Source organism: Chitinimonas naiadis (genome assembly GCF_054780835.1).
In genome coordinates this window covers 525,511-547,280 of sequence record NZ_BAAGVO010000007.1, presented here as the reverse complement: position 1 = coordinate 547,280, position 21,770 = coordinate 525,511, and the positions used below count along the sequence as shown (strand labels likewise).

At 58.3% G+C, this 21,770-nt stretch carries 20 protein-coding genes and 3 tRNA genes; 20 read left to right on the top strand and 3 right to left on the bottom strand.

The window, feature by feature from the left end:
- Window positions 1–20 precede the first annotated feature (20 nt).
- Entirely contained in the window at window positions 21–791 is a 771-nt protein-coding gene (locus ACYVHK_RS22765) for a phytanoyl-CoA dioxygenase family protein (RefSeq protein WP_460536936.1), read from the bottom strand.
- A gap of 253 nt (window positions 792–1,044) precedes the next feature.
- On the opposite strand from ACYVHK_RS22765, the gene ACYVHK_RS22760 reads away from it, so the two are divergent.
- Genes ACYVHK_RS22760 through ACYVHK_RS22750 form a run of 3 tightly spaced genes read left to right on the top strand, consistent with a single transcriptional unit; the run spans window position 1,045 to window position 2,855 of the window.
- Window positions 1,045–1,569: a PilZ domain-containing protein gene (locus ACYVHK_RS22760; protein WP_460536934.1), complete on the top strand. Its 525-nt coding sequence runs from the start codon at window positions 1,045–1,047 to the stop codon at window positions 1,567–1,569.
- Window positions 1,559–2,233: a uracil-DNA glycosylase gene (gene ung, locus ACYVHK_RS22755; RefSeq protein ID WP_460536931.1), complete on the top strand. Its 675-nt coding sequence runs from the start codon at window positions 1,559–1,561 to the stop codon at window positions 2,231–2,233. Before ACYVHK_RS22760 ends, ung begins: the two co-directional genes overlap by 11 nt.
- 22 nt (window positions 2,234–2,255) lie before the next feature.
- Window positions 2,256–2,855 carry a glutathione S-transferase family protein gene (locus ACYVHK_RS22750; RefSeq protein WP_460536929.1) on the top strand — a complete coding sequence of 200 codons (600 nt, stop codon included), beginning with the start codon at window positions 2,256–2,258 and terminating at the stop codon, window positions 2,853–2,855.
- A 70-nt stretch (window positions 2,856–2,925) separates the two neighbouring features.
- Here ACYVHK_RS22750 and lplT read toward each other — a convergent pair whose 3' ends face one another.
- Complete coding sequence (lplT, locus tag ACYVHK_RS22745; protein ID WP_460536927.1) at window positions 2,926–4,218, bottom strand: MFS transporter; 1,293 nt, start codon at window positions 4,216–4,218, stop codon at window positions 2,926–2,928.
- A gap of 263 nt (window positions 4,219–4,481) precedes the next feature.
- On the opposite strand from lplT, the gene ACYVHK_RS22740 reads away from it, so the two are divergent.
- The 14 genes from ACYVHK_RS22740 to ACYVHK_RS22675 all read left to right on the top strand — a co-directional run bounded on the left by ACYVHK_RS22740 (window position 4,482) and on the right by ACYVHK_RS22675 (window position 17,941).
- Window positions 4,482–5,708 carry an aspartate kinase gene (locus tag ACYVHK_RS22740; protein WP_460536925.1) on the top strand — a complete coding sequence of 409 codons (1,227 nt, stop codon included), beginning with the start codon at window positions 4,482–4,484 and terminating at the stop codon, window positions 5,706–5,708.
- 49 nt (window positions 5,709–5,757) lie between these two features.
- Window positions 5,758–5,851: transfer RNA gene (locus tag ACYVHK_RS22735), tRNA-Ser, on the top strand.
- 25 nt (window positions 5,852–5,876) lie between these two features.
- Window positions 5,877–5,953, top strand: a tRNA-Arg gene (locus tag ACYVHK_RS22730).
- Window positions 5,954–5,987: 34 nt separating this feature from the next.
- Window positions 5,988–6,064: transfer RNA gene (locus ACYVHK_RS22725), tRNA-Arg, on the top strand.
- A 326-nt stretch (window positions 6,065–6,390) separates the two neighbouring features.
- Window positions 6,391–7,053: a hypothetical protein gene (locus tag ACYVHK_RS22720; protein ID WP_460536922.1), complete on the top strand. Its 663-nt coding sequence runs from the start codon at window positions 6,391–6,393 to the stop codon at window positions 7,051–7,053.
- 109 nt (window positions 7,054–7,162) lie between these two features.
- Window positions 7,163–8,065, top strand: coding sequence for a MotA/TolQ/ExbB proton channel family protein (locus ACYVHK_RS22715; protein ID WP_460536920.1), 903 nt, complete (start codon window positions 7,163–7,165; stop codon window positions 8,063–8,065).
- 3 nt (window positions 8,066–8,068) lie between these two features.
- Window positions 8,069–8,497, top strand: coding sequence for an ExbD/TolR family protein (locus ACYVHK_RS22710; RefSeq protein WP_460536917.1), 429 nt, complete (start codon window positions 8,069–8,071; stop codon window positions 8,495–8,497).
- 26 nt (window positions 8,498–8,523) lie between these two features.
- Window positions 8,524–8,952 (top strand): ExbD/TolR family protein, encoded by a 429-nt coding sequence (locus ACYVHK_RS22705; RefSeq protein ID WP_460536914.1) that lies wholly within the window; start codon window positions 8,524–8,526, stop codon window positions 8,950–8,952.
- Between the two features lie 80 nt (window positions 8,953–9,032).
- The gene (locus tag ACYVHK_RS22700) at window positions 9,033–10,280 is read left to right on the top strand and encodes a tetratricopeptide repeat protein (RefSeq protein WP_460536912.1); all 1,248 of its coding nucleotides are present in this window, start codon (window positions 9,033–9,035) and stop codon (window positions 10,278–10,280) included.
- 211 nt (window positions 10,281–10,491) lie between these two features.
- Entirely contained in the window at window positions 10,492–12,228 is a 1,737-nt protein-coding gene (locus ACYVHK_RS22695) for a periplasmic substrate-binding domain-containing protein (protein WP_460536909.1), read from the top strand.
- Window positions 12,229–12,268: 40 nt separating this feature from the next.
- The gene (locus ACYVHK_RS22690) at window positions 12,269–14,260 is read left to right on the top strand and encodes a M3 family metallopeptidase (protein ID WP_460536907.1); all 1,992 of its coding nucleotides are present in this window, start codon (window positions 12,269–12,271) and stop codon (window positions 14,258–14,260) included.
- Window positions 14,257–15,198: an ABC transporter permease gene (locus tag ACYVHK_RS22685; protein WP_460536905.1), complete on the top strand. Its 942-nt coding sequence runs from the start codon at window positions 14,257–14,259 to the stop codon at window positions 15,196–15,198. Before ACYVHK_RS22690 ends, ACYVHK_RS22685 begins: the two co-directional genes overlap by 4 nt.
- A 16-nt stretch (window positions 15,199–15,214) precedes the next feature.
- Window positions 15,215–16,243, top strand: a complete 1,029-nt coding sequence (locus ACYVHK_RS22680) for an ABC transporter permease (RefSeq protein WP_460536903.1) — start codon at window positions 15,215–15,217, stop codon at window positions 16,241–16,243.
- A gap of 15 nt (window positions 16,244–16,258) precedes the next feature.
- Complete coding sequence (locus ACYVHK_RS22675) at window positions 16,259–17,941, top strand: ABC transporter ATP-binding protein (protein WP_460536901.1); 1,683 nt, start codon at window positions 16,259–16,261, stop codon at window positions 17,939–17,941.
- 116 nt (window positions 17,942–18,057) lie between these two features.
- On the opposite strand, the gene ACYVHK_RS22670 is transcribed toward ACYVHK_RS22675, so the two are convergent.
- Window positions 18,058–18,597 (bottom strand): phasin family protein, encoded by a 540-nt coding sequence (locus ACYVHK_RS22670; protein ID WP_460536898.1) that lies wholly within the window; start codon window positions 18,595–18,597, stop codon window positions 18,058–18,060.
- A 184-nt stretch (window positions 18,598–18,781) separates the two neighbouring features.
- Here ACYVHK_RS22670 and phaR point away from each other — a divergent pair, with 184 nt between their 5' ends.
- The 3 genes from phaR to ACYVHK_RS22655 all read left to right on the top strand — a co-directional run bounded on the left by phaR (window position 18,782) and on the right by ACYVHK_RS22655 (window position 21,728).
- On the top strand, window positions 18,782–19,342 hold the full coding sequence (phaR, locus tag ACYVHK_RS22665; RefSeq protein WP_460536896.1) for a polyhydroxyalkanoate synthesis repressor PhaR: 561 nt from the start codon (window positions 18,782–18,784) through the stop codon (window positions 19,340–19,342).
- Window positions 19,343–19,422: 80 nt separating this feature from the next.
- Window positions 19,423–20,739 carry a ribosomal protein S12 methylthiotransferase gene (gene rimO / locus ACYVHK_RS22660; protein WP_460536893.1) on the top strand — a complete coding sequence of 439 codons (1,317 nt, stop codon included), beginning with the start codon at window positions 19,423–19,425 and terminating at the stop codon, window positions 20,737–20,739.
- Window positions 20,740–20,789: 50 nt separating this feature from the next.
- Window positions 20,790–21,728 (top strand): hydrogen peroxide-inducible genes activator, encoded by a 939-nt coding sequence (locus ACYVHK_RS22655; RefSeq protein ID WP_460536891.1) that lies wholly within the window; start codon window positions 20,790–20,792, stop codon window positions 21,726–21,728.
- Window positions 21,729–21,770 lie beyond the last annotated feature (42 nt).

The following is a 21,770-nucleotide window of genomic DNA, read 5'->3' as shown; positions in this document are numbered from 1 at the left end:
CGACCGGGACCCTGAATTGTCTAATCGAGCTTGATAGCGGGCAGGCTGGCGCTGCGGGACCCTGGCAGCGGCAGGTTGTCCTGGCGGTGATAGCCGAAGACCAGCGAATACTTGGTGGCATCGGTCCGGTTCCAGCCCGCAGCATGGAAGGTCTGAGCGTGAAAGAAAACGACATCGCCCGGCTCCAGCTCAGGGAACACCGCGGCATCGATCAGGACCTTGTTTTCATCCAGATCCGGGCGCAGGAAAGCCCTGTTTTCAAACCGCTCGACGTCGATATCCATGCGATGGGTACCCGGCAAGAAACCCAGGCAGCCGTTCTCGCGTACCTCCTTGCCGAGCGCCAGCCAAACCGAGACCAGATTGCTGTCCTCGAAGCTCCAATACCGGATATCCCGATGCCAGTGGGTCACGCTCGAAAACGCCGGTTGCTTGGTCATCAGGCTATTGTGGTGGGCCTGAGTCAAGGCGATCTGGTCGCTGCCCAGCAATTGCCGGACCCTGTCTGCCACCCGACCGTCCAGCGCCCACCGCCGGAAAACCGCATCACGGGCAAAAACTTGCTGCAGGCGCCTCGCCGTTGCACCTCCGTCTGCACTACGCGATGTCGGTGCGCCTGGATAATGCGTGTCGGCTTCATATTCGATTGGTTCGACCGCACGGGCCAGATGATCCTTACCAACAGCCAACAACTCGGCACGCAGCGCTGCATCGGCAAGACCACGGACAATTACAAAACCCTGCTGCTGGAATGCACTCAGGTCGGATGGGCTGAACGGCTGATTTGACATGGCAGATTCTGGAAGGCGACGGCACGGTCGATTGTGCGTAGTGGTTAGGTGGAACGGACGGGATTCTACTCCCGAGCTCCCCGAGCCGGGGACAGATCCGTCGCATTCTTAACCTGGATCAAGCGGCAGTGGCCGGGCGCGTATAATCAACCTATCCGTCGAGCCCTATGTCGGCACGGGGTTCAGGAACCATTGAGACCAACGGGGCGCCATATATATGCCCCCCATTCATGCACAGCAAGTGGAGTTAGCCATGCCTCCCACCTTATCGATCAAGCTGAATGCACCGATGGCCTGGCTGCCCGAGCAGACCCCCATCGGCACCGACGGGGTATTGCTGCTCAGGGTACTGGCGCTGCAGGAAGCTGCACCACCCCATCTGGACGAAGAAGACGGGCCGGATGCGTTGCGCTGGCAAGCCATGGAAGCCAGGTTGGATCTCACCCTGCAACTGCTGGGGCAGCTTCTTGCCCGCGGCGAACCTTTGCCGGCGCGACAACAGCTGGAGCTGAACGGTGAAGGGGCACGCTGGGCGACCAAGCAGGCCATCACCATTGGCAGCAAAGGCACACTCGCGCTCCATCTTTCGCCCGGCATTCCCCAGGCTCTGCAGTTGCCAGCACAGGTCACGGCTTGCAACGAGCTTGCGCCGGGCCAATGGCAGATAGAGGCGCGCTTCCAGCACCTGGATGTCGAACTGCAGGATTGGCTTGAAAAAACCATCTTCCGCCGGCATCGGCGAGAAGTCTTTGAACGCAAACATCCCCATGACGAATAATCTTCCACCCGCCTGGTCGCAACTATTGGCCGACCAGACAACCCAGCCTTACTGGTCCGAACTGCAAACCTTCCTGGCCGCCGAAGCGGCGAAGGGCAAGACCATCTACCCACCTGCGGAGCAGCGCTATAGTGCCCTGACATCGCTGGCGCCCAATGACGTCAAGGTGGTCATCCTCGGCCAGGACCCTTATCACGGCCCAGGGCAGGCTCACGGGCTGAGTTTTTCGGTGCCTCCCGGCGTGCGGCCGCCGCCCTCGCTCAAGAACATCTTCAAGGAGATCGCCCGCGACCTGGGCCACAATCCGCCGCAGCATGGCGACTTGAGCGATTGGGCGAGGCAGGGTGTGCTGCTGCTCAATAGCGTACTGACCGTAGAGGCCGAACAGGCAGGTTCGCATCGCAAACGAGGCTGGGAACGTTTTACCGATGCGCTGGTGGCACGCCTGGCGGAACAGCAAAGCGGTATCGTCTTCATGCTATGGGGCGCCTATGCAGAGGCAAAGACCGATCTGATCGACCCAAACCGCCACTGCATATTGCGTTCGGTCCATCCCTCACCCTTATCCGCCCATCGCGGCTTTCTGGGTAATGGGCATTTTTCCGCCGCCAACGACTATCTGCAGCGCCAGCAAAAGACACCGATCAACTGGGCGCTTGCCTGACACGTTAGAGAAAGGGTGACCGATGTATACCGTCCACGGCATGGCGCAATCGGGCAACTGCTACAAGCTCAAGCTGGCATTGGAGCAATTGGATCTTCCTTATCGCTGGCAGGAACTGGATACCCGCAGCGGTGCGACCCGCACGCCGGCATTTCTGGCCAAGAACCCCAATGGCAAGGTACCGGTGCTGGAACTCCCCGATGGCAGCTTCCTTTCCGAATCCAACGCCATCCTCTGCTATCTGGCCGACGGCAGCGATCTCTGGCCGCGCGAACGCCGTGCAAGCGCAGAGGTATTGCAATGGTTGTTCTTTGAGCAGTACAGCCACGAACCGTATGTCGCCACCGTGAGGTTCTGGATCAAGTTCACGGACCAGGCGACGACGCTGGCGGACGAGATCGCCAAGCGGCGCATACAAGGCTATCGTGCGCTGGGGGTGATGGAGCAGCGGCTGCAATCCTCTCCCTTTCTCACCGGGGAGCATTACACGATTGCCGATATCGCACTGTACGCCTACACGCACGTTGCGGAGGAGGGCGGCTTCTCCTTGGCCGAGTATCCGGCCATTCGCGCCTGGTTGGACAGGGTCCAGGCGACACCGGGCTATGTGACGATAGGTTGAAGCCGATCAAAAAAAACGCCTCTCAACGAGAGGCGTTTTTCTTTTCTATCCAGCGCAACCGCGGTACCGATCAGTCATGCATGATGCCTGCGGCAACACCCCGGCGATGCAAGCGCATGATGTAGAGCATGGAAATGATCAGCAACAGGCCAAAGCCGATAATGATGCCGTACATCGGCGGTATGCCACCCAGATGCTGGAAGTAGGCCAATGCCTCCCCGCGCATATTGTCGCTGAGCGGACTGCTGAAGTACTTCACCAGCAGGGCATGCGCCCCCACCATCACCAAAATGCCCAGGTTCTCGTTGAAATTCTGCACGGCGATGGAATGCCCCGCGCCCATCAGCATATGCCCGCGGTGCTGCAGCATGGCATTGAGCGGCACCACGAAGAAACCCGCCAATGCCCCCACCACGAACATCTGCACCGCTGCGAGTGCGACATTATTGATCGCCAGCATGCTCATCACGATCACGCCCATGGCCACGCCGGCAGGCAAGACACGGAAGGCCTCCCGCAGGGGAATAAGGCGCCCCGCAATGATGGCGCCGGCAGCGGTACCAAACGCCACGATGGCCACCAGGAAGGTAGCCTGCTGAAAGTTGAAGCCCAACCAGATGATGGCCCAGTTAATGACGACCAGGCGCATGGTTGCACCCGCTCCCCAGAACAGGGTCGTCACACCCAGCGACAACTGCCCCTGCGGGTCACGCCAGAGTTTGACGACACACTCCCAGAACTCGCGAACCAGATAGCCCGGGTTGAAATGAATGGGCTTGAGTTCCACGTTGAGCTTGGGCACGTAGAGATTGACCCAGGCGGCGGCAAGGTAAAGCAGCGCGAGTACGATCAAGGCAAACATCGGACCGGAAAGCACCGCCAGGGGTGTGGTAGCCAGCCAGGCCGACATATGCGGGCCGGCAATCCAGCCGCCAAGTACCGTGCCGAAGATGATAGCCCCGACCGTCGCCCCCTCCAGCCAGCCATTGGCCGCGACCAACTGATCATGAGGCAGGTATTCAGTGACGATGCCGTACTTGGCAGGGGAGTAAGCAGCCGCACCAAAACCGACGATGGCGTAGGCAATGAGTGGAGGCAGGCCAACCAGCATGCCGATGCAGCCCATCAGCTTGATACCGTTGCAAAGCATCATCGCACGCCCCTTGTGCATGGAGTCGGCAAAGGAGCCGGCAAAGGGAGCAAGCACGACGTAAGAAACGGTAAAACACCAGAGCAGCATCGATTGATGCCAAGCCGGTGCCTGCTGCGCCTTGAGCAAGGCCAGTGCAGCGATGAACAAGGCGTTATCAGCCAGCGCGGACAGGAACTGCGCGGCAAGAATGGTATAGAAACCGCGATTCATCAGTAGGCGTCGCTTGGCGAACCAAGGCGCGTGGTGGAGGAAGCGGCTTTATACCATATGCGCCTTACCGAATGATGTTGCAGCGCCGCATGTCCGGGACGGCAAACATCCTCCCGTCGAAGTGGTATTGACCGCCTGCTTATAGCTCGACCATCCATCTGCTTGTTCGAAATATTCTAATTGTCGTAGTCATCGCGTCCTTGTATTCACGCATGGCTTTCTTTAGATTCAATGCCTTTCTACGCAATACCCCGAGGGAAGGAATGGCGCTAATCGTCCAGAAGTACGGCGGCACATCGATGGGTTCGCCTGAGCGGATCAAGAATGTGGCTCGTCGCGTTGCAAGATACAGGGCGGAAGGACACGACATTGTCGTGGTCGTATCCGCCATGAGTGGCGAAACCAACCGGTTGATCGCCCTGGCCAAGGAAATCCAGGCCCAACCAGATCCACGTGAACTTGACGTCATCATTTCCACCGGCGAGCAAGTCACGATAGGCCTGCTCTCCATGGCATTGAAAGACATAGGCCTGGAAGCACGCAGCTACACCGGCGCCCAGGTCAAGATCATGACCGACAGCTCCCATACCAAGGCCCGTATCCAGCATATTGACGATGCTGCCATACGTGCCGATCTTGCCGCAGGGCGAGTGGTGGTGGTGGCAGGCTTCCAGGGAGCGGATGCCGACGGCAACATCACGACCCTGGGTCGTGGCGGTTCGGATACCACCGGCGTAGCCATGGCTGCAGCCCTGAAGGCTGACGAATGCCAGATATATACCGACGTGGACGGGGTCTATACCACCGACCCACGCGTGGTGCCGGAAGCCCGGCGCCTGAAGACGGTCACCTTTGAAGAAATGCTGGAAATGGCCAGCCTGGGCTCCAAGGTGCTGCAGATCCGCTCCGTCGAGTTCGCCGGCAAGTACAAGGTCAAGTTGCGCGTCCTATCCAGCTTCCAGGAGGAAGGGGAGGGGACACTGATCACATTCGAGGAAGAAGACAATATGGAAAAGGCCATCATCTCGGGCATTGCGTTCAACCGTGACGAGGCTCGCATCAATGTGACCGGCGTACCCGACAAGCCTGGCATCGCCTATCAGATCCTGGGCCCGGTGGCGGACGCTAATATTGATGTCGACATGATCATCCAGAACGTGGGCATGGAGGGTCACACCGACTTCTCCTTCACCGTACCACGCAATGACTACCAGAAGGCTTTGGGCATCCTGGAAGGCGTACAGGGCCATATCGGCGCCAAGTCGATCTCCGGCGACGACAAGATCTGCAAGGTGTCGGTAGTCGGCGTCGGCATGCGCTCGCATGTCGGTATCGCATCCACCATGTTCCGCACGCTGGCAGAAGAGGGGATCAACATCCAGATGATCTCTACTTCCGAGATCAAGATCTCGGTAGTGCTGGACGAAAAGTACCTGGAGCTGGCGGTACGCGTGCTGCACAAAGCATTTAATCTCGATCAAGAGCCATGAACGCTTGACGGGGCTTAAAGGCGTCGCTATAGTGCGCACCTCTTGAGACGGAGAAGTGGCCGAGTGGTCGAAGGCACTCCCCTGCTAAGGGAGCATACGGGCATAAACCTGTATCGAGGGTTCGAATCCCTCCTTCTCCGCCAATCAAGATATTTAGTAGTTTGCAGCGCGCCCGTAGCTCAGCTGGATAGAGTACTTGGCTACGAACCAAGGGGTCAGGAGTTCGAATCTCTTCGGGCGCGCCACCAAACATATAACTAGATGTCGCAATCAAGAAATGCGCCCGTAGCTCAGCTGGATAGAGTACTTGGCTACGAACCAAGGGGTCAGGAGTTCGAATCTCTTCGGGCGCGCCAAACACCACAAGACAAAGGCCACGTAAGTGGCCTTTGTCGCAAAAAGACAACAAAAAAACCTACAGATTGTCTTGAGTGGTATGAGCATGTCTTTTAGTGGTATTGTCCCATCCTGAGTGTTGTTTTGCGGGCTGTCGCCGATCTTGAATTGGTTGATGCTGAGCATTGTTAGTGCTAGATTTGAAAGTTAAGTCTGCGCTAATTTAGATGTACCGCATCGCTTGGCGTAATAAATCAATTTGGGATGGCAAGTTCAGCGTAACCCGCTTTGCTTGTTGACGTTGCTTAATCCTGCCTTACGGCGTGGCGGGTATAGAGGGTAAAACATGGATTTTGCGCAGCAGCAGAGGAATCCTGCGAAGCATTTGATCGGCTTTGGCTTCGTCATCCTTTTGCACGCATTACTGGCCTGGGCTTTGATGAATGGTTTGGGTCACAAAGTGATGCAGATTATTCAGAAGCCGCTAGAGACCAAGATCATCGAGGAAGTCACACCTCCTCCTCCACCTGATCTTCCGCCACCTCCTCCTCCGGAGATGAAGGCACCGCCGCCTCCACCATCTTTCGTTGCACCACCTGAAGTCCAAGTGCAGGCACCGCCCCCGGTGAACGCCATTCAGGCCGCGACGACAGTGAAGCCTGCTGAGACCACTTTCGCACCAGCTCCGCCGCCTGTGCAATCTGCACCACCTGCACCGGCAGCTCCGCCTAGCGTTAAAGGTCTTTGTTCCAACGTGGCAGAAGTAGGTCAAGCCATGCAGGACAAGTGGGTTGTGTTGGCCGCTAAGGAAGAAATCACCAAGGCTGAAGCGACGGTTGAAGTCGTGATCGGCGCAGGTGGTGAAATCAAGAGCGCTCGCGTGGTCAAGTCCAGCAACCCGAAGGTGAATTCGCTGGCTGTTGGCGCTGTGAAGCGTTTGAGCTGCCGTGGTCAAGGGGTGGATGTCACGACTTACTACCCTGCGGTGTTTACTCTGGTTGACGAGTAATTTTTTGGCGTGCAATCCGACGGCTTCTATAACGCGTCGGTGGATTGCGATGTTAAATCAGGAAGTTTCGGCTCTGCCGATCAATCTAAGCTAAGGAACTGGAAGCATCATGTCTGTAGCCAACCGTTTGTCCGCAATTTTCGCGGCCGTTGCAATTGTTGCTGCCCCGGCAGCGGCACTCTTTGTTTCCCAGGCTGCATACGCAGAAGACGCTCCGGCAGCTACGGCTCCGGCAGCGACTGCTGATGCCGCTGCAGCCCCTGCTCCTGCCGCTGATGCTGCAGTAGCCGCGCCAGCCGCCCCGGCCGCTCCCGCCGGCGACGACAAGGTCGTCGTTGACAACCCTTACGGTCTTGGCGCCCTGTGGGCCCAAGGTGACTTCGTTGCCAAGAGCACCCTGGTGATCATGGTCATCATGTCCATGGGTACCTGGTACATCATGGTTACGAAGCTGTTCGAACAGTTCAAGCTGATGCGTCAAGCCAAGCTGGCTCGCGAATCGTTCTGGAGTGCTGGTTCGGTCAAGGCCGGCGTCAACACCCTGGACGAAGGCAGCGCCTTCCGCTTCATCGCCGAAAGCGGCGTGAACGCCAACGAACACCACGAAGGTGCGTTGCTGGACCAGATCGACCGTAACACCTGGGTGACCATGTCCATCCAGCGTTCGATCGAAAACGTTCAGAACCGCCTGCAAGACGGCCTGGCTTTCCTGGCTACCGTGGGCTCGACCGCTCCGTTCGTGGGTCTGTTCGGTACCGTTTGGGGTATTTACCACGCACTGGTCGCCATCGGCATGTCCGGTCAGGCTTCCATCGACAAGGTTGCTGGTCCGGTCGGTGAATCGCTGATCATGACCGCCATTGGTCTGGCAGTTGCCGTGCCTGCCGTGCTGGGTTACAACTGGCTGGTTCGTCGTAACAAGACCGGTATGGAACAAGTTCGTGCCTTCGGCGCCGATCTGCACAACGTGCTGATGAGCAACGCCCAGACCCAGACGTCCAAGCGAGGCTAAGCCATGGGAATGAACGTCGGAAATGACTCCGGCGGCGAAGACGAGGTGGTATCGGCAATTAATACCACCCCGCTCGTGGACGTCATGCTGGTGTTGCTGATCATCTTCCTGATCACCATCCCGGTTGCGACGCACACCGTCCCGGTGAAGTTGCCAAACGAAACGATCAAGGCTAACGAGACCAAGCCAGAGAACATCAACATCTCCGTCAACAAGGATGGCGATGTGTTCTGGAACCAGGTTCTCGTGCCGGACAACAATACGTTGGTGAGCAAGCTCAAGGAACAATCGGTGAAGACACCTCAGCCTGAGGTTCAGATCCGGGGTGACCAGGGCGCTCGCTACGAATTTGTCGGTCGCGTCATTGTGGCCTGTCAGCGTGCTGGTATCGTGAAGGTCGGCTTTATTACTGAGCCGCCACCGCGTGGCTAAGCAAGCCAATTAACGAGGGATAAGCCATGGGCATGAATGTAGGCTCTGGTAATAGCTCCGGCGATCCGGAAGTTATGGCCGAGATGAACACCACGCCGTTGATCGACGTGATGTTGGTGTTGTTGATCATGTTGATCATCACCATCCCGGTGCAGTTGCATGCCGTGAAGCTCGATATGCCGGCTGGCAATCCGCCGCCGAAAACTACCGAGCCGATCGTGCATCGTGTCGATATCGACTTTGATGGTACGGTTTTCCTGGACGGTCAAGTTGTGCCGAATCATGCGGCACTCGAAGCCAAGTTCCAGGAATACGCTGCCATCCCTGATCAGCCGGAAGTTCACCTGCGGCCCAACAAACTTGTTCCGTACAAGGATGTTGCAGCGGTGATGGCTGCGGCCCAGCGTCTTGGTGTTACCAAGATCGGCATGGTCGGTAACGAACAGTTTATGTAATACGTACCAGGCGGCGACGGCATCGTTCAGCGGTGCCGTCGCGCTTTGTTTTTTCACGCTACGGCAAAGTCGGAACAACGATGCGTACACGTCCTTTCTCCGTCGGTCTGCTCCTGTGGGCTGCACTCGGTTTCCCCGTCCTCACTTCCATCACCACCAGTCCTGCCGTTGTCATGGCAGAGTCTGATACTGTCCGACCTGAAGTGGGCAAGCCCCTTCAAGCCGCCAGTGGCCTGCTCAAGAGCGGGAAGTACAAGGAAGCGCTCGCCAAGATCAACGAGGCTGCAGCTGCGCCGAACAAGAGTGGGTACGAGACCTTCGTCGTTGACCGGATGCGTGGTTTTGCCGCAGCAGGTGCCGGCGATGCGCAACTGGCAGCCAAGTCCCTTGAATCCGCAATGGGTTCGGGCAAGATGTCCGGCGCCGAAAAGCTGAGCGCCATGGAAGCACTGGTCAGCGCCTTCTATCGCGCCAAGGATTACAACAGTACTGCCGTCTGGGCGAATCGCTACGCCAAGGAAGGTGGTACCAATTCGCAGATCACCGGTTTGATCCCGCAGCTGCGCTACATGAGTGGTGACTTTGCTGCGACCGCCAAGGATCTGCAGGCACAGGTCAACGCCGACGAAAAGGCTGGCCGCACGCCCGCCAAGGACAAGCTGCAACTGCTTGCGAACTGCTACCTGAAGCTCAGCAATACCGATGGTTACATTGGCACGCTGGAAAAGCTGGTTGCTCACTACCCAGACAAGTCGGTCTGGACCGATATCATCAATCGTCTCCAGCGCAAGAGCGGTTTCGCTGATCGCCTGGCACTGGACGTCTACCGTCTCAAGCTCGCCACTGGCAACCTGGTTTCTGCCAACGACTACATGGAAATGGCTCAGCTTGCACTGCAGGAAGGCTTCAACGCCGAAGGCAAGAAGATCGTCGACCAGGCCTTCAGCAGCAATGTCTTCGGTAGCGGCGCCGAAGCCGAGCGCCAGAAGCGTTTGCGTGACCTTGCTAACAAGCGTCTCGCCGACGAGCAAAAGACCCAGGCTCAGACCGAGAAGGATGCGACCGCGGCTGCAGACGGCTCGCAGCTGGTCAGCGTCGGCATGAACTACGTGGGTGCCGGCCAGGCCGCCAAGGGCATTGCACTGATCGAACAAGGCATTGCCAAGGGTAATCTGAAGCGCCCGGATGACGCCAAGCTGCGTCTTGGTATCGCCTATCAGATTGCAGGCCAGAAGGCGAAGGCCATCCAGACCCTGAAGACCGTCAAGGGCACCGATGGTACCGCCGATCTGGCGCGTCTCTGGACTTATTACGCCCAACAGCGTTGATTCAGTAGGGCAGGGGTGACTTCAGTCACACCTGCCCTTGTTGCATTTACCGTTGCTCCGGGTGCAATACGGGGGCGATCCCCCTGCTTGCCCCTTCTCCCACCAGCCGTTTTCCATAGCGATCTTCAAGACCATGAAACTTGCTACGTTCGCAGGGTTGGCCTGCCTCGTTGCCGGCCTTGTCTCACCTGCCGCAGCTCAAACGGCAGATATGAACAAGGTACTGCGCTATTACTTCCGCGCTCCGGAAGCGGGTTTTGACCCGGCGAAGTACACCGACCACTACTCCAACAACATCAACTTCACCATATTCGAATCGCTGTACGAATATGACTACCTGGCGCGCCCCATGAAGCTGGTGCCCAAGGTAGCGGAGTCGCTTCCCCAGATGACGGCTGATGGCAAGCAGTACACCATCCGCATCAAGAAGGGCATCTACTTTGCCGATGATGCTGCCTTTGGCGGCAAGAAGCGTGAACTGGTCGCGCAGGATTTCGTCTATTCGCTGCAACGGATCGTGGATCCCGCCAATCGCGGTGCGCCATGGGACTTCATCATCAAGGGCAAGCTGATTGGCCTGGATGAAAAGATTGCAGCGGCACAGAAGTCGGGCAAGTTCGACTATGACAGCCCGATCGAGGGTATCAAGGCGCTTGATCGCTACACCCTGCAATTCAATCTAAAGCGCCCCGATTTCCTGATCCCGCAGATACTGGCAATGCCGGCAACCAGCGGCATGGCGCGCGAAGTGATCGAGAAATATGGCGAAGATGTCGACGCCCATCCCGTCGGTACCGGCGCGTACAAGTTGCGCACCTGGGAGCGTCGCAACCGCATCGTCCTCGAAGCCAATCCTAACTATCGCGGCTATCGCTATGAGCCTGTTGCCGGCGGCCAGAACATCGATCCCGCCATGGTCAAGATCCTGCAGGGCAAGGTGTTCCCGCAGGTTGGTGTCGTGGATATCCGCATCATCGAGTCGCCTCAATCGGCCTGGCTGGCATTCGACGATGGCGGCCTGGAAATCATGGCCGAGCTGGACCCCAACCTCGCCAACACCGTTGCGCCTGGCGGTTCGCTCGCGCCCAAGTATCAGAAGTTCCATTGGCAACACTTCCGTGAACTCTCCCAGTCGGTGCAGTGGAAGATGTTCAATATGGAAGACCCGACCGTTGGCGGCTACAAGCCTGAGCAGGTCGCCTTGCGGCGCGCTTTCTCGCTGGCCTTCAACAGCGCCTGGAACAACTGGGTAGTGAAGATGGGGACGGTGGAGCAGGCCTACTCGCCTATCGGCCCCAACGTCGCCGGTTTCGACCCCAAGTTCCGTAATGCCTTGCTGCGCTTTGATCCCGCTCGTGGCAACGCCATGCTGGATGTGTTCGGCTACAAGGACTGCGATGGTGACGGATGGCGTGAAGCGCCTGGCTGCAAGCCGCTGAAGATCACCTACCTGACCTCGATCGGTAAGGACACACGTGACGATGAAGAGCACGTGCTCGTTACCTGGAACCGGCTCAAGATCAAGAGTGATGTGAAGAAGGTCCAATTCCCCGACCTGATCAATGCGCGTCAGAACGGCAAATACCAGATGGCCTACGGCGCCTGGAATGCCGATTATCCCGACGCCGAAAACTTCATGCAGCTGCTGTACGGCCCCAACTCCGGCCCGGCCAACGAATCCCGTTTCCAGAACAAGGATTTCGACAAGCTGTACGAAGAGATCGCTTCCATGCCCGACTCGGAAGTGCGTACCGAAAAACTGCGCCAGATGAGCCGTATCGTCGCCGCCTACGCGCCATGGATGCTCGAGTTCTACAAGGTTGATACCTTCCTGTCCCAGCCGTGGGTGATGGGCTACGTGCCGCACCCCGATCAGTTCCCGCATTTCCTGATGTGGGACATCGATATGGCACAGCGGTTAAAGCGCCAGGGCCAGCAGGCCAAGTAACTCGCATACCTATAGCCGCTCAGAGACTAGTGGAGACGTTATGAACAAGATCAGCCTGCTGATTGCCTGCCTGTGGGCACCAATCGCCATTGCCGCAGAACGCGGTGAGATCAGCCAAGCAAGCGCTGCCGATGTACCCCGCATTTGCGATGCGTCCATAGCGCAGATCAAGACCGCAGCGACGGTGATTGAAAAACTGCCGCTGACGCAAGCCAGCCCGGGTACCGTGCTCAAGCCATGGAGCGCGAGCGTGGGCACGCTGGGGGAGTTCTGGTGGGGTGGTGACCTGCTCGCCAACGTACACCCCGATGAAAAGGTTCGCCAGGCCTATGAGGCTTGCGGCCTGAAGATATCGGCCGTGATGAACGATGTGATGCAGAGCGCGGCCCTGTACCAGCGCTTCAAGGCGGTCAAGCCTGCCGACGCCATCGACGCAGAGACCATCAAGGGCATCCTGAACGAATTCGAGGACAAGGGTGTCAGCCTGCCGCCGAAGCAACGTCAGGAAGCAGCCCGGCTATTTGCCCGGCTCGACAAATTGCAGCAGGACTTTGCTCGCAATGTGCGCGAGAACAAGCAGAAGCTGACCTTCACCGCAGCAGACCTCGAAGGTGTGCCAACCGAAACGCTGGCCAACTTCAAGCGGGACGACAAGGGCAACTATTTGGTGGGTTTCGACTACCCCGAGTACTTGCCGGTGATGGAGCATGCCGAACGCGAAACCGTAAGGCAGCAGTTGTATACCGCCTATCAGCAGCGCGGCGGCAAGCAGAACATCGCCATCCTGCAGGAAGTGAACGAACTGCGTAAGCGTTTGGCCACCCTGATGGGCTATCCCTCCTATGCAGCCTGGGCAACCCGCACCAATATGGTCGGCAAGCCCGAGGTCGTGCTCGACTTCCTGGCCAAGGTCAAGGACCAGGTCGGCAAGGTGGAGAAGCAGGAACTGGCCGAGCTGACCGCAGAAAAGGCCACCCACACGGGTGACGCCAAGGCGAAGCTGCAGCGCTGGGACCTCTCGTTCTATGAGAGCCGCCTCAAGCACAGCCGCTACCAGCTGGATCAGGAAGCGGTACGCGCCCAGTTCCCGACCGAGGCAACCATCAACTGGATGATGGCCGTCACCAGCAAGCTGTACGGCGTGGAGTTCCGTCCGAACGCGCAACTGCCGGTCTGGCATGCCGATGTCAAAGGCTATGACGTCTTCGACAAGGCGAGCGGGGAGTATGTCTCCAGCTTCTACCTCGACCTGTTCCCGCGTGACGGCAAGTACAAGCACGCCGCGGCATTCAGCGTACGCCAGGTCAGCACGCTTGCCGGCACCACCCCGGTTTCCTCGCTGGTGACCAACTTCAGCCGCAAGGGCTTTGATGAGGAAGAACTGGAAACGCTGTTTCATGAGTTCGGCCACATCATGCACGGCGTCCTGAGCAAGACACGCTACACCCTCAATGCCGGCACCAATACCAAGCGCGATTTCGTCGAAGCCCCATCCCAGATGTACGAGGAGTGGTCACGCCATCCCGATGCGCTGAAGCTGTGGAGCGAGGTATGCGCCAGCTGCAAGCCCATCGACATGGGCCTGATTGCCAAGATGAACGAGGCTCGGCAGTTTGGCCAGGGCACCAAGTACGCCCGGCAATGGCTCTACGCAGCCTATGACATGGCACTGGCCGGCCCGCTGCCCAAGCAGCCGCTGAAGCTGTGGCAGAAGATGGAAGGCGATACGGCGCTCGGCTATGTCAAGGGCACCGAGTTTCCCGGCACCTTTGGCCATATTGTCGGTGGCTATGCCGCTGGCTACTACGGCTATATGTGGTCCGAAGTGCTGGCGCTGGACATGCGCTCCGCCTTTGCCGGCAACTTCATGAATACCGATGTAGGCATGCGCTTCCGCAAGACCATTCTGGAAAACGGCTCGCAAGTTCCTGAAATGGAACTGGTGCGTCGTTTCCTCGGTCGTGAGCCGAACTCCGATGCCTTCTTCAAGGAAATTACCGGTCAACGCAAGCTGGTCGAGGGTGCAAAATGACTTCCTACCTGATTCGCCGCATCTGGCAGATGATCCCGACGATGATCGGGGTCATGTTGCTGGTGTTCGTTATTTTCAATGTGTTCGGAGCCGACCCCAGCGTCATCCTGGCCGGCAAGATACCCAACAAGGAAAAGATCGCCGCCATCCAGGCCCAGCTCGGCCTGCTTGACCCATGGTGGATGCAGTTGCTGATCTTTGCCAAGCAGGTCATCACGTTCGACTTCGGCCGCAGCTGGAGTACCAATGAATCGGTCTCCGCACTGCTGCTGCAACGCGCGCCCGTCACCCTGACCATCATGCTGCAGGTGTGGGTGCTGGACGCCCTGATCGCCGTCGGCCTCGCCTCCTGGGTGGCCTATCGCCGTGGCTCGCTGACAGACCGCACCATCGTCACCATCTCGACCGCGGCCATGTCAATCAGCTTGCTGCTGTATGTGGTCGTAGGTCAGTACGTGGTCGGTCGTGTGCTGGGCTGGTTCCCGGTGAGTGGTTGGGCCATGAACGACCTCTGGACCAACCTGACCCGTTACGCACCATTGCCGGTGTTCCTGGTCCTGCTGGTCTCGGTCGCACCTAGCCTGCGCCTCTACCGCTCCTTTATCGTTGAAGAAGCCAACCAGGACTACGTGCGCACGGCCCGCGCCAAAGGGGCAGGGGAGAGCCGCGTAATGCTGGTCCACGTACTGCGCAATGCCGCGGTACCCATTGTGACCAACCTGGGCCTGCAACTGCCCGGCTTGCTGATCGGCTCGTTCCTGATCGAGAAGATTTTCTCGATTCCAGGCATCGGCGGCGAAATTGTGCTGGCCGTCAGCAACAATGACTTCCCGATTATCAAGGCCATTACCGTCTACACCGCCTTGGTCACCATGATCGCCAACCTGCTGGTCGACGTCCTCTACAAGTGGCTCGATCCGCGCGTTGAATTCAAATAATCGGGGAAGCAAAACCATGTCTCAACAAGCCTCACAAAGCTTTTGGCAGGCTGCCGGCAAGCGCCTCTGGCGCGACAACCTGGCCAAGTTCTGCATGCTCATACTCGGTCTCTATTTCGCGCTCGCCATGGCCTCCAAATTTGGCCTGGTTGCGCAGGACTGGAGCAAGGGTGTCGGTGTCTCGTTCGCCAATCCGAGCTTCATGGCCGATGAACCGAATCCTTTCGGCAAGAACAGTCAGATGAAGCCGGAAAGCATCCCGATGGATGATGCGACCCGTGCTGTCGACCCATTGGCCAGCTACGACGCGCAGATCGACGAAGCCGCCAAGGCCTATCCCTCCTTCGAGGAGAAGCGTGCGGAGTCCCTGCCGCTGGGTGGTGACAAATGGGGTCGTGATGTCCTTTCCAAGGCCATCAAGGGCGGCGAGGTCTCGATCACCGTAGGTGTGCTCGCGGCACTGCTGGCCGTTGCCATCGGTACGGTTCTCGGCGCTATCAGCGGCTATTTTGGCCGCACCATCGGCGACATCCTGGAATGGTTCTACAGCATCTTCACCGCCATGCCTTACTTCCTGCTGGTGCTCGCCATTGCCGGTGCCGTGGGGACCAAGGGCATCAGCGCGGTGATCATTGTGTTGGGCCTGACGGGCTGGACCAGCGTCTACCGACTGGTACGGGCGGAGTACATCAAGCAGCGTGGTCGCGAATATGTACAGGCTGCGAATGCCATCGGCGCAAGCCAGGGCCGCATGATGTTCATACATATCCTGCCCAACGTGTCCCACCTGATCCTGGTGCAACTGTCACAACTGGTAATCGACTTCATCAAGGCCGAAGTCGTGCTGTCCTTCCTGGGCTTTGGCGTACCGCTGGATTCGATTTCCTGGGGCGTAATGATCAATGAGGTAACGGTTGAGCTGGTCCTTGGCAAGTGGTGGCAACTGGCGACCGTCGCCATTGTCATGTCGACCTTCGTGGTCTGTTTCGGGCTGTTCACCGATGTACTGCGTGACGCCTTTGACCCCAAAGCCACTCGCCGCTAAGCGCCAGGATGCATGATGAGCCAAAAGAATCTGCTTGAAATCAAGAACCTGCGGGTCACTTTCCGCATGGGTCAGGGCCAACGTTTTGAAGCCCTGAAAGGTGTGAACTACGTCGTACCCGAGCATTCGACCGTCGCCCTTGTGGGCGAGTCCGGCTCGGGCAAATCGGTGTCGGCGATGGCGATCATGGGCTTGTTGCCCAAGACCAATACCGAGTTTGCGGCTGACAGCCAGGTCCTGTTCGACGGCGTCGATCTCCTGAAGGAAAGCGACGATCAGCGCCGCCGCCGTTGCGGCCAGCAGATCTCGATGATCTTCCAGGACCCGATGACCTCCCTGAACCCGGTCTACCGGGTCGGCCAGCAGATCGTCGAAGTACTGATGTTGCACAAGAACATCAGCAAGAAGGCGGCACGCGAGCGGGCGATCGAGCTTTTGAATGAGGTCGGCATTCCCGATGCGACCAAGCGTATCGACAGCTATCCGCACGAGATGTCGGGCGGGCAGCAGCAGCGCGTGATGATCGCCATGGCGATCGCCTGCGAACCCAAACTGCTGATCGCCGACGAGCCGACCACGGCCTTGGATGTAACCGTGCAGAAGCAGATCATCGAACTGCTCAAGAAGCTGCAGCGCAGCCACGGCATGAGCATCCTGTTCATCACCCATGACCTGGAGCTGGTGCGTGAAATCGCCGATCACGTTGTCGTGATGCAGCATGGCGTGATCAAGGAACAAGGTAGCTCGGAACGCCTGTTTGAGGCCCCCCAGGATCCCTATACCCGCGCCTTGCTGGCTTGCCGTCCACATATCGACAGCCGGCCCATGCGCTTGCCGGTGGTAGAGGACTTCCTGAGTGGTCGCGACAAGGACCTGCCCAAGGGCGAGCGTCCTCGAGGTGTCAACCCGTCGGATCCCATCCTGCTGGAGGTCAAGGGCCTCAGCAAGACCTACACCATGAAGCAGGGCCTGTTCGGCAAGCGGGAAGTGCATGCCGTCAAGGACGTCAGCTTCAAGCTGGCACGTGGCAAGACCGTGGGTATCGTGGGTGAGTCCGGCTCTGGCAAGACCACCTTGGGCAAGACCATCCTGCGCCTGCATTCATGCCAGGGCGGTGAAGTGCTGTTCGACGGCAAGGACATGATGAAGCTGTCCGACAAGGACTACCTGCCGTACAAGAAACGGCTCAACATCATCTTCCAGAACCCGTACGCCAGCCTGAACCCCCGTTTCACCGTCGGCGATATCCTGATGGAACCGATGCGGGTTCACGGTATTTTCGAGAACGACAAGGATCGCGCCGACCACGCCCGTGAATTGCTCAAGCGTGTCTCGATGCCGGATGGTGCCTTCTTCAAGTACCCGCATGAATTTTCGGGTGGCCAGCGTCAGCGGATCAGCATTGCACGCTGCCTGACCATGAAGCCGGAAATCATTGTCTGCGACGAATCCGTCTCGGCACTGGATGTATCGGTACAGGCCCAGGTACTCAACCTGCTGCAGGAACTGCAGGAAGAGTACGGCATGAGCTATCTGTTCATCTCCCACGACCTGAGCGTCGTGAAATACATCTCGGATGAGGTGCTGGTCATGAACCAGGGCGAGATGGTGGAGTATGCCAATTCGGATCAGCTGTACCGTGATCCACAGCATCCTTACACCCAGAAGCTGCTAGCAGCCATTCCTGGCCGGGGATAAACCGCCTTGTCATGAATGGGCCGGCCTGACCGGCCCTGACTACGCCACCCATCGTATCCAGCCCAGCCTGGTATGTGATGCGGTGGCGTTTTTACTGATGCGTACTGCCCGGTCCTCTATTTGCCACGCTTGCCGGATTTCACCGATTCGGTTGTCGCGGTCGTCGCCGCCTTGAGGCTGGCATCGGCAAACTCGGCGACCTGGCGGGCGGCCTTGTTCAGGCTATCGAACGCGGCCTGGCTTGCCGCGATGCTGGACTTGAAGGTCGAGCCCAACACATCGCCGCCAGCCGGACTGTTCTTGCTGAGCTTCTCGAAGCCTTCGAGCAGGCTGCTCTGCAATTCGCCGGCACGGGCTTCACCCAGCCTGGCGAGCTCGGCTTGCGCCTGGGCGGCCAGCTCATAGATATTACGGGACAAGCCGAGCATGGAGCCCATGGCCTGTTCAGCCAGCTCTGCCCGCACCGCCAGAGCTTTCTGCGGGTCTTTCACCTCGGCCAACTTGGCGACACTCTGGGCAGAACCATCCAGCGCCTCTTTGGCAGCCTCTAGCTGTAGCTGCAACAATTTCTCTGCGCTATCCAGGCTGATGCGTGCAACCTGCAGGGCCATTTCCAGTTGTTGCTGTGCCAACTCGGAATAGGGGGCTTGGCTCATGTATCGCTCCTCACGTTGGGTAGGGGTGCTGTATGCAAAGGCTTGCGTTATAGTTATGCTGCTTCGCACAACAGAATTCATTCTAGGAAGTGGGTTTTGGGCCGTCAAGAACGCCATGCTGCATCGCAGCAGTGCTAATCTTTCTTGCTAAGTCATTGATTCACAAAAAAACACGGAGACAAACTTGGCTGATAACGAAAAGCGCATCATCAAGAAGTACCCCAACCGTCGCCTCTATGACACGGCCACGAGTTGCTATATCACACTTGATGACGTCAAGCAGCTGGTACTTGAAAACGTCGAGATCGCCGTTGAAGATGCCAAGACGCACGAGGACATTACCCGTAGCGTGCTGTTACAGATCATCCTCGAAGAGGAGAGCGGCGGTGCGCCGATGTTCACCTACGACGTGCTGACCCAGATCATCCGCTTCTACGGCCATGCCATGCAGGGGCTGATGGGCAACTACCTGGAAAAGAACCTGCAGCTGTTCAATCAGATGCAACAGCGCCTGCAGGATCAATCGAAGTCGGTCTACGGCCAGGGCGACAACCCTCTCGCTGGCAATGCCAACCTCTGGGGTGATTTCATGAAGTTCCAGGCGCCGGCCATGCAGAACATGATGACCAGCTACCTTGAGCAAAGCACCAATATGTTCGTCGAGATGCAGCAGCAGCTGCAGGACAGAACCAAAAACATGTGGACCGGCTTTGGCTTCCCGCCAGGAAGCAGCGACAAGAAGTAGTCTACTGTTTTAAAATACGTTTTATTCAAGCGGGCGTGTCGCGTGACACGCCCGTTCTGCTTTTGTATCGAGGATTTGTTATGCACTCCCCCAAAGTCGGTTTCGTCAGCCTAGGCTGTCCCAAGGCACTCGTAGATTCAGAACAGATCCTGACCCAGTTGCGCGCAGAGGGCTACGCCATCTCGCCCAGCTATCAGGATGCGGACCTTGTGGTGGTCAACACCTGCGGCTTTATCGACAGCGCGGTGGCCGAGTCGCTGGACGCCATCGGTGAAGCCCTGAACGAGAACGGCAAGGTGATCGTGACCGGTTGCCTGGGCGCCAAGGATGGCGGCAACCAGATCCGCAACGTGCATCCCTCGGTATTGGCCGTGACGGGCCCCCATGCCACCCAGGAGGTCATGGCGGCTGTCCATACGCACCTGCCCAAGCCGCACGATCCTTTCATCGACCTGGTGCCGCCGCAAGGGATCAAGCTGACGCCCAAGCACTATGCCTATCTCAAGATATCGGAAGGCTGTAACCACCGTTGCTCCTTCTGCATCATTCCATCGATGCGCGGCGACCTGGATTCGCGACCGATCCATGAAGTCCTGAGGGAAGCCGAAAACCTCGCCAAGGCGGGTGTGAAGGAGTTGCTGGTGATCTCGCAGGACACCAGCGCCTATGGCGTGGACGTGAAATACAAGACGGGTTTCCACAACGGTCGCCCGGTGAAGACCCGCATGACGGAACTGGTGCGGGAGCTGGGCGACATGGGTATCTGGGTTCGCCTGCACTATGTCTATCCCTACCCGCATGTGGATGAAGTGATCGAACTGATGGCCGCCGGCAAGGTGTTGCCTTATCTGGACATCCCTTTCCAGCATGCCAGCCGCAACGTGCTGAAGGCCATGAAGCGCCCGGCCAACGCAGAGAACGTGCTCAAGCGCCTGGAAGCGTGGCGAGCCATCTGCCCTGATATCGCCATTCGCTCCACCTTCATCACCGGCTTTCCCGGCGAGACCGAGGCAGACTTCCAGGAACTGATGGATTTCATCGGTGAAGCCCAGCTTGATCGCGTGGGTTGCTTTACCTATTCGCCGGTTGACGGCGCAACCGCCAACGACCTGCCCAACCATGTCGAGCCGGAAGTCGCCGAGGAGCGCAAGGCCCGCTTCATGGAAAAGCAGGCTGCCATCAGTGCCGCCAAGCTGCAGGCCAAGATTGGCCGCAAGCTGACCGTACTGGTAGACGAGATCGACGAGCAGGGCATTGTTGCCCGCAGCTATGCCGATGCGCCGGAGATTGATGGCCTGGTCTATGTTGATCATGCAGCTGGCGTGAAAGTAGGCGACTTCCTCAATGTGGAAATCACCGATGCTGACGAATATGACTTGTGGGCGACACGAGTGTAAGCTTTTGCTAATACCCGATTGCTGTCGCTGATAGGACCAAGCCGAGCGCCATGACCCTGACCGAGCTGAAGTACATCGTTGCCGTTGCCCGCGAACGCCATTTTGGTAGAGCTGCGGGTGCTTGCTTTGTCAGCCAGCCCACCTTGTCGGTGGCGGTAAAGAAGCTGGAAGACGAGCTGGGTGTTACGTTGTTCGAGCGCTCGGCGGGGGATGTCTCCATCACCCCGATAGGGGAGCGCATCGTCTCGGAAGCACAACGCGTGCTGGAGCAGGTACAGACCATCAAGCAGCTGGCAGAGCAGGGCAAGGACCCGCTTTCCGGTCCCTTGCGGCTAGGCTCCATCTATACCATCAGCCCTTATTTGCTGCCGTTCCTGATCCCCAGCCTGCGGACCAAGGCACCGCAGATGCAGCTGCTGCTGGAAGAGAACTACACCGCCCGCCTGGCCGAGATGCTCAAGCAGGGCGATATCGATATCGCCATTCTGTCCGAACCATTCCGGGAGAGTGGCATCGCCACCCAGGCGGTCTATGATGAGCCCTTCGTGGTTGCCACGCCCAAAGGGCATGCTTGGGAATCGCTCAAGTCGATCGATGCCGCGCAGCTGGAAGACGAGAATGTACTCCTGCTGTCACCGGGCAATTGCTTCCGCGATCAGGTGCTGCAAACCTGCCCCGAGCTGAACCGTGAGGCACTGCCGACCGGCAGCAGCCTGCAACGGACCCTGCAAGGCTCTTCCTTGACGACCATACGACATATGGTCGCGGGAGGAATCGGCGTGACCGTCCTGCCAGCAACGTCGATCACCCCCGCTGACGAACAATTGCTGGCCATACGGCCATTCAAGGGGCAGGCACCGTTGCGCCGCGTGGTGTTGGCCTGGCGCCGCAACTTTCCCCGTCGCGAGGCGATCGAAGCCGTACGCCAAGCCATCCTTAGCAGCAGCCTGCCTGCAGTCAGCATGCTGAGCAATGCGCCAGTAGAATAAACTCATACCCTTGGCGCCAGTCGGCGCGACGAACTTGGCAAT

Coding starts and splice junctions, on each gene's coding strand:
- ACYVHK_RS22765 (WP_460536936.1), bottom strand. CDS start 791: ATGTCAAATCAGCCGTTCAGCCCATCCGACCTGAGTGCATTCCAGCAG.
- ACYVHK_RS22760 (WP_460536934.1), top strand. CDS start 1,045: ATGCCTCCCACCTTATCGATCAAGCTGAATGCACCGATGGCCTGGCTG.
- ung (WP_460536931.1), top strand. CDS start 1,559: ATGACGAATAATCTTCCACCCGCCTGGTCGCAACTATTGGCCGACCAG.
- ACYVHK_RS22750 (WP_460536929.1), top strand. CDS start 2,256: ATGTATACCGTCCACGGCATGGCGCAATCGGGCAACTGCTACAAGCTC.
- lplT (WP_460536927.1), bottom strand. CDS start 4,218: ATGAATCGCGGTTTCTATACCATTCTTGCCGCGCAGTTCCTGTCCGCG.
- ACYVHK_RS22740 (WP_460536925.1), top strand. CDS start 4,482: ATGGCGCTAATCGTCCAGAAGTACGGCGGCACATCGATGGGTTCGCCT.
- ACYVHK_RS22720 (WP_460536922.1), top strand. CDS start 6,391: ATGGATTTTGCGCAGCAGCAGAGGAATCCTGCGAAGCATTTGATCGGC.
- ACYVHK_RS22715 (WP_460536920.1), top strand. CDS start 7,163: ATGTCTGTAGCCAACCGTTTGTCCGCAATTTTCGCGGCCGTTGCAATT.
- ACYVHK_RS22710 (WP_460536917.1), top strand. CDS start 8,069: ATGGGAATGAACGTCGGAAATGACTCCGGCGGCGAAGACGAGGTGGTA.
- ACYVHK_RS22705 (WP_460536914.1), top strand. CDS start 8,524: ATGGGCATGAATGTAGGCTCTGGTAATAGCTCCGGCGATCCGGAAGTT.
- ACYVHK_RS22700 (WP_460536912.1), top strand. CDS start 9,033: ATGCGTACACGTCCTTTCTCCGTCGGTCTGCTCCTGTGGGCTGCACTC.
- ACYVHK_RS22695 (WP_460536909.1), top strand. CDS start 10,492: ATGAACAAGGTACTGCGCTATTACTTCCGCGCTCCGGAAGCGGGTTTT.
- ACYVHK_RS22690 (WP_460536907.1), top strand. CDS start 12,269: ATGAACAAGATCAGCCTGCTGATTGCCTGCCTGTGGGCACCAATCGCC.
- ACYVHK_RS22685 (WP_460536905.1), top strand. CDS start 14,257: ATGACTTCCTACCTGATTCGCCGCATCTGGCAGATGATCCCGACGATG.
- ACYVHK_RS22680 (WP_460536903.1), top strand. CDS start 15,215: ATGTCTCAACAAGCCTCACAAAGCTTTTGGCAGGCTGCCGGCAAGCGC.
- ACYVHK_RS22675 (WP_460536901.1), top strand. CDS start 16,259: ATGAGCCAAAAGAATCTGCTTGAAATCAAGAACCTGCGGGTCACTTTC.
- ACYVHK_RS22670 (WP_460536898.1), bottom strand. CDS start 18,597: ATGAGCCAAGCCCCCTATTCCGAGTTGGCACAGCAACAACTGGAAATG.
- rimO (WP_460536893.1), top strand. CDS start 19,423: ATGCACTCCCCCAAAGTCGGTTTCGTCAGCCTAGGCTGTCCCAAGGCA.
- ACYVHK_RS22655 (WP_460536891.1), top strand. CDS start 20,790: ATGACCCTGACCGAGCTGAAGTACATCGTTGCCGTTGCCCGCGAACGC.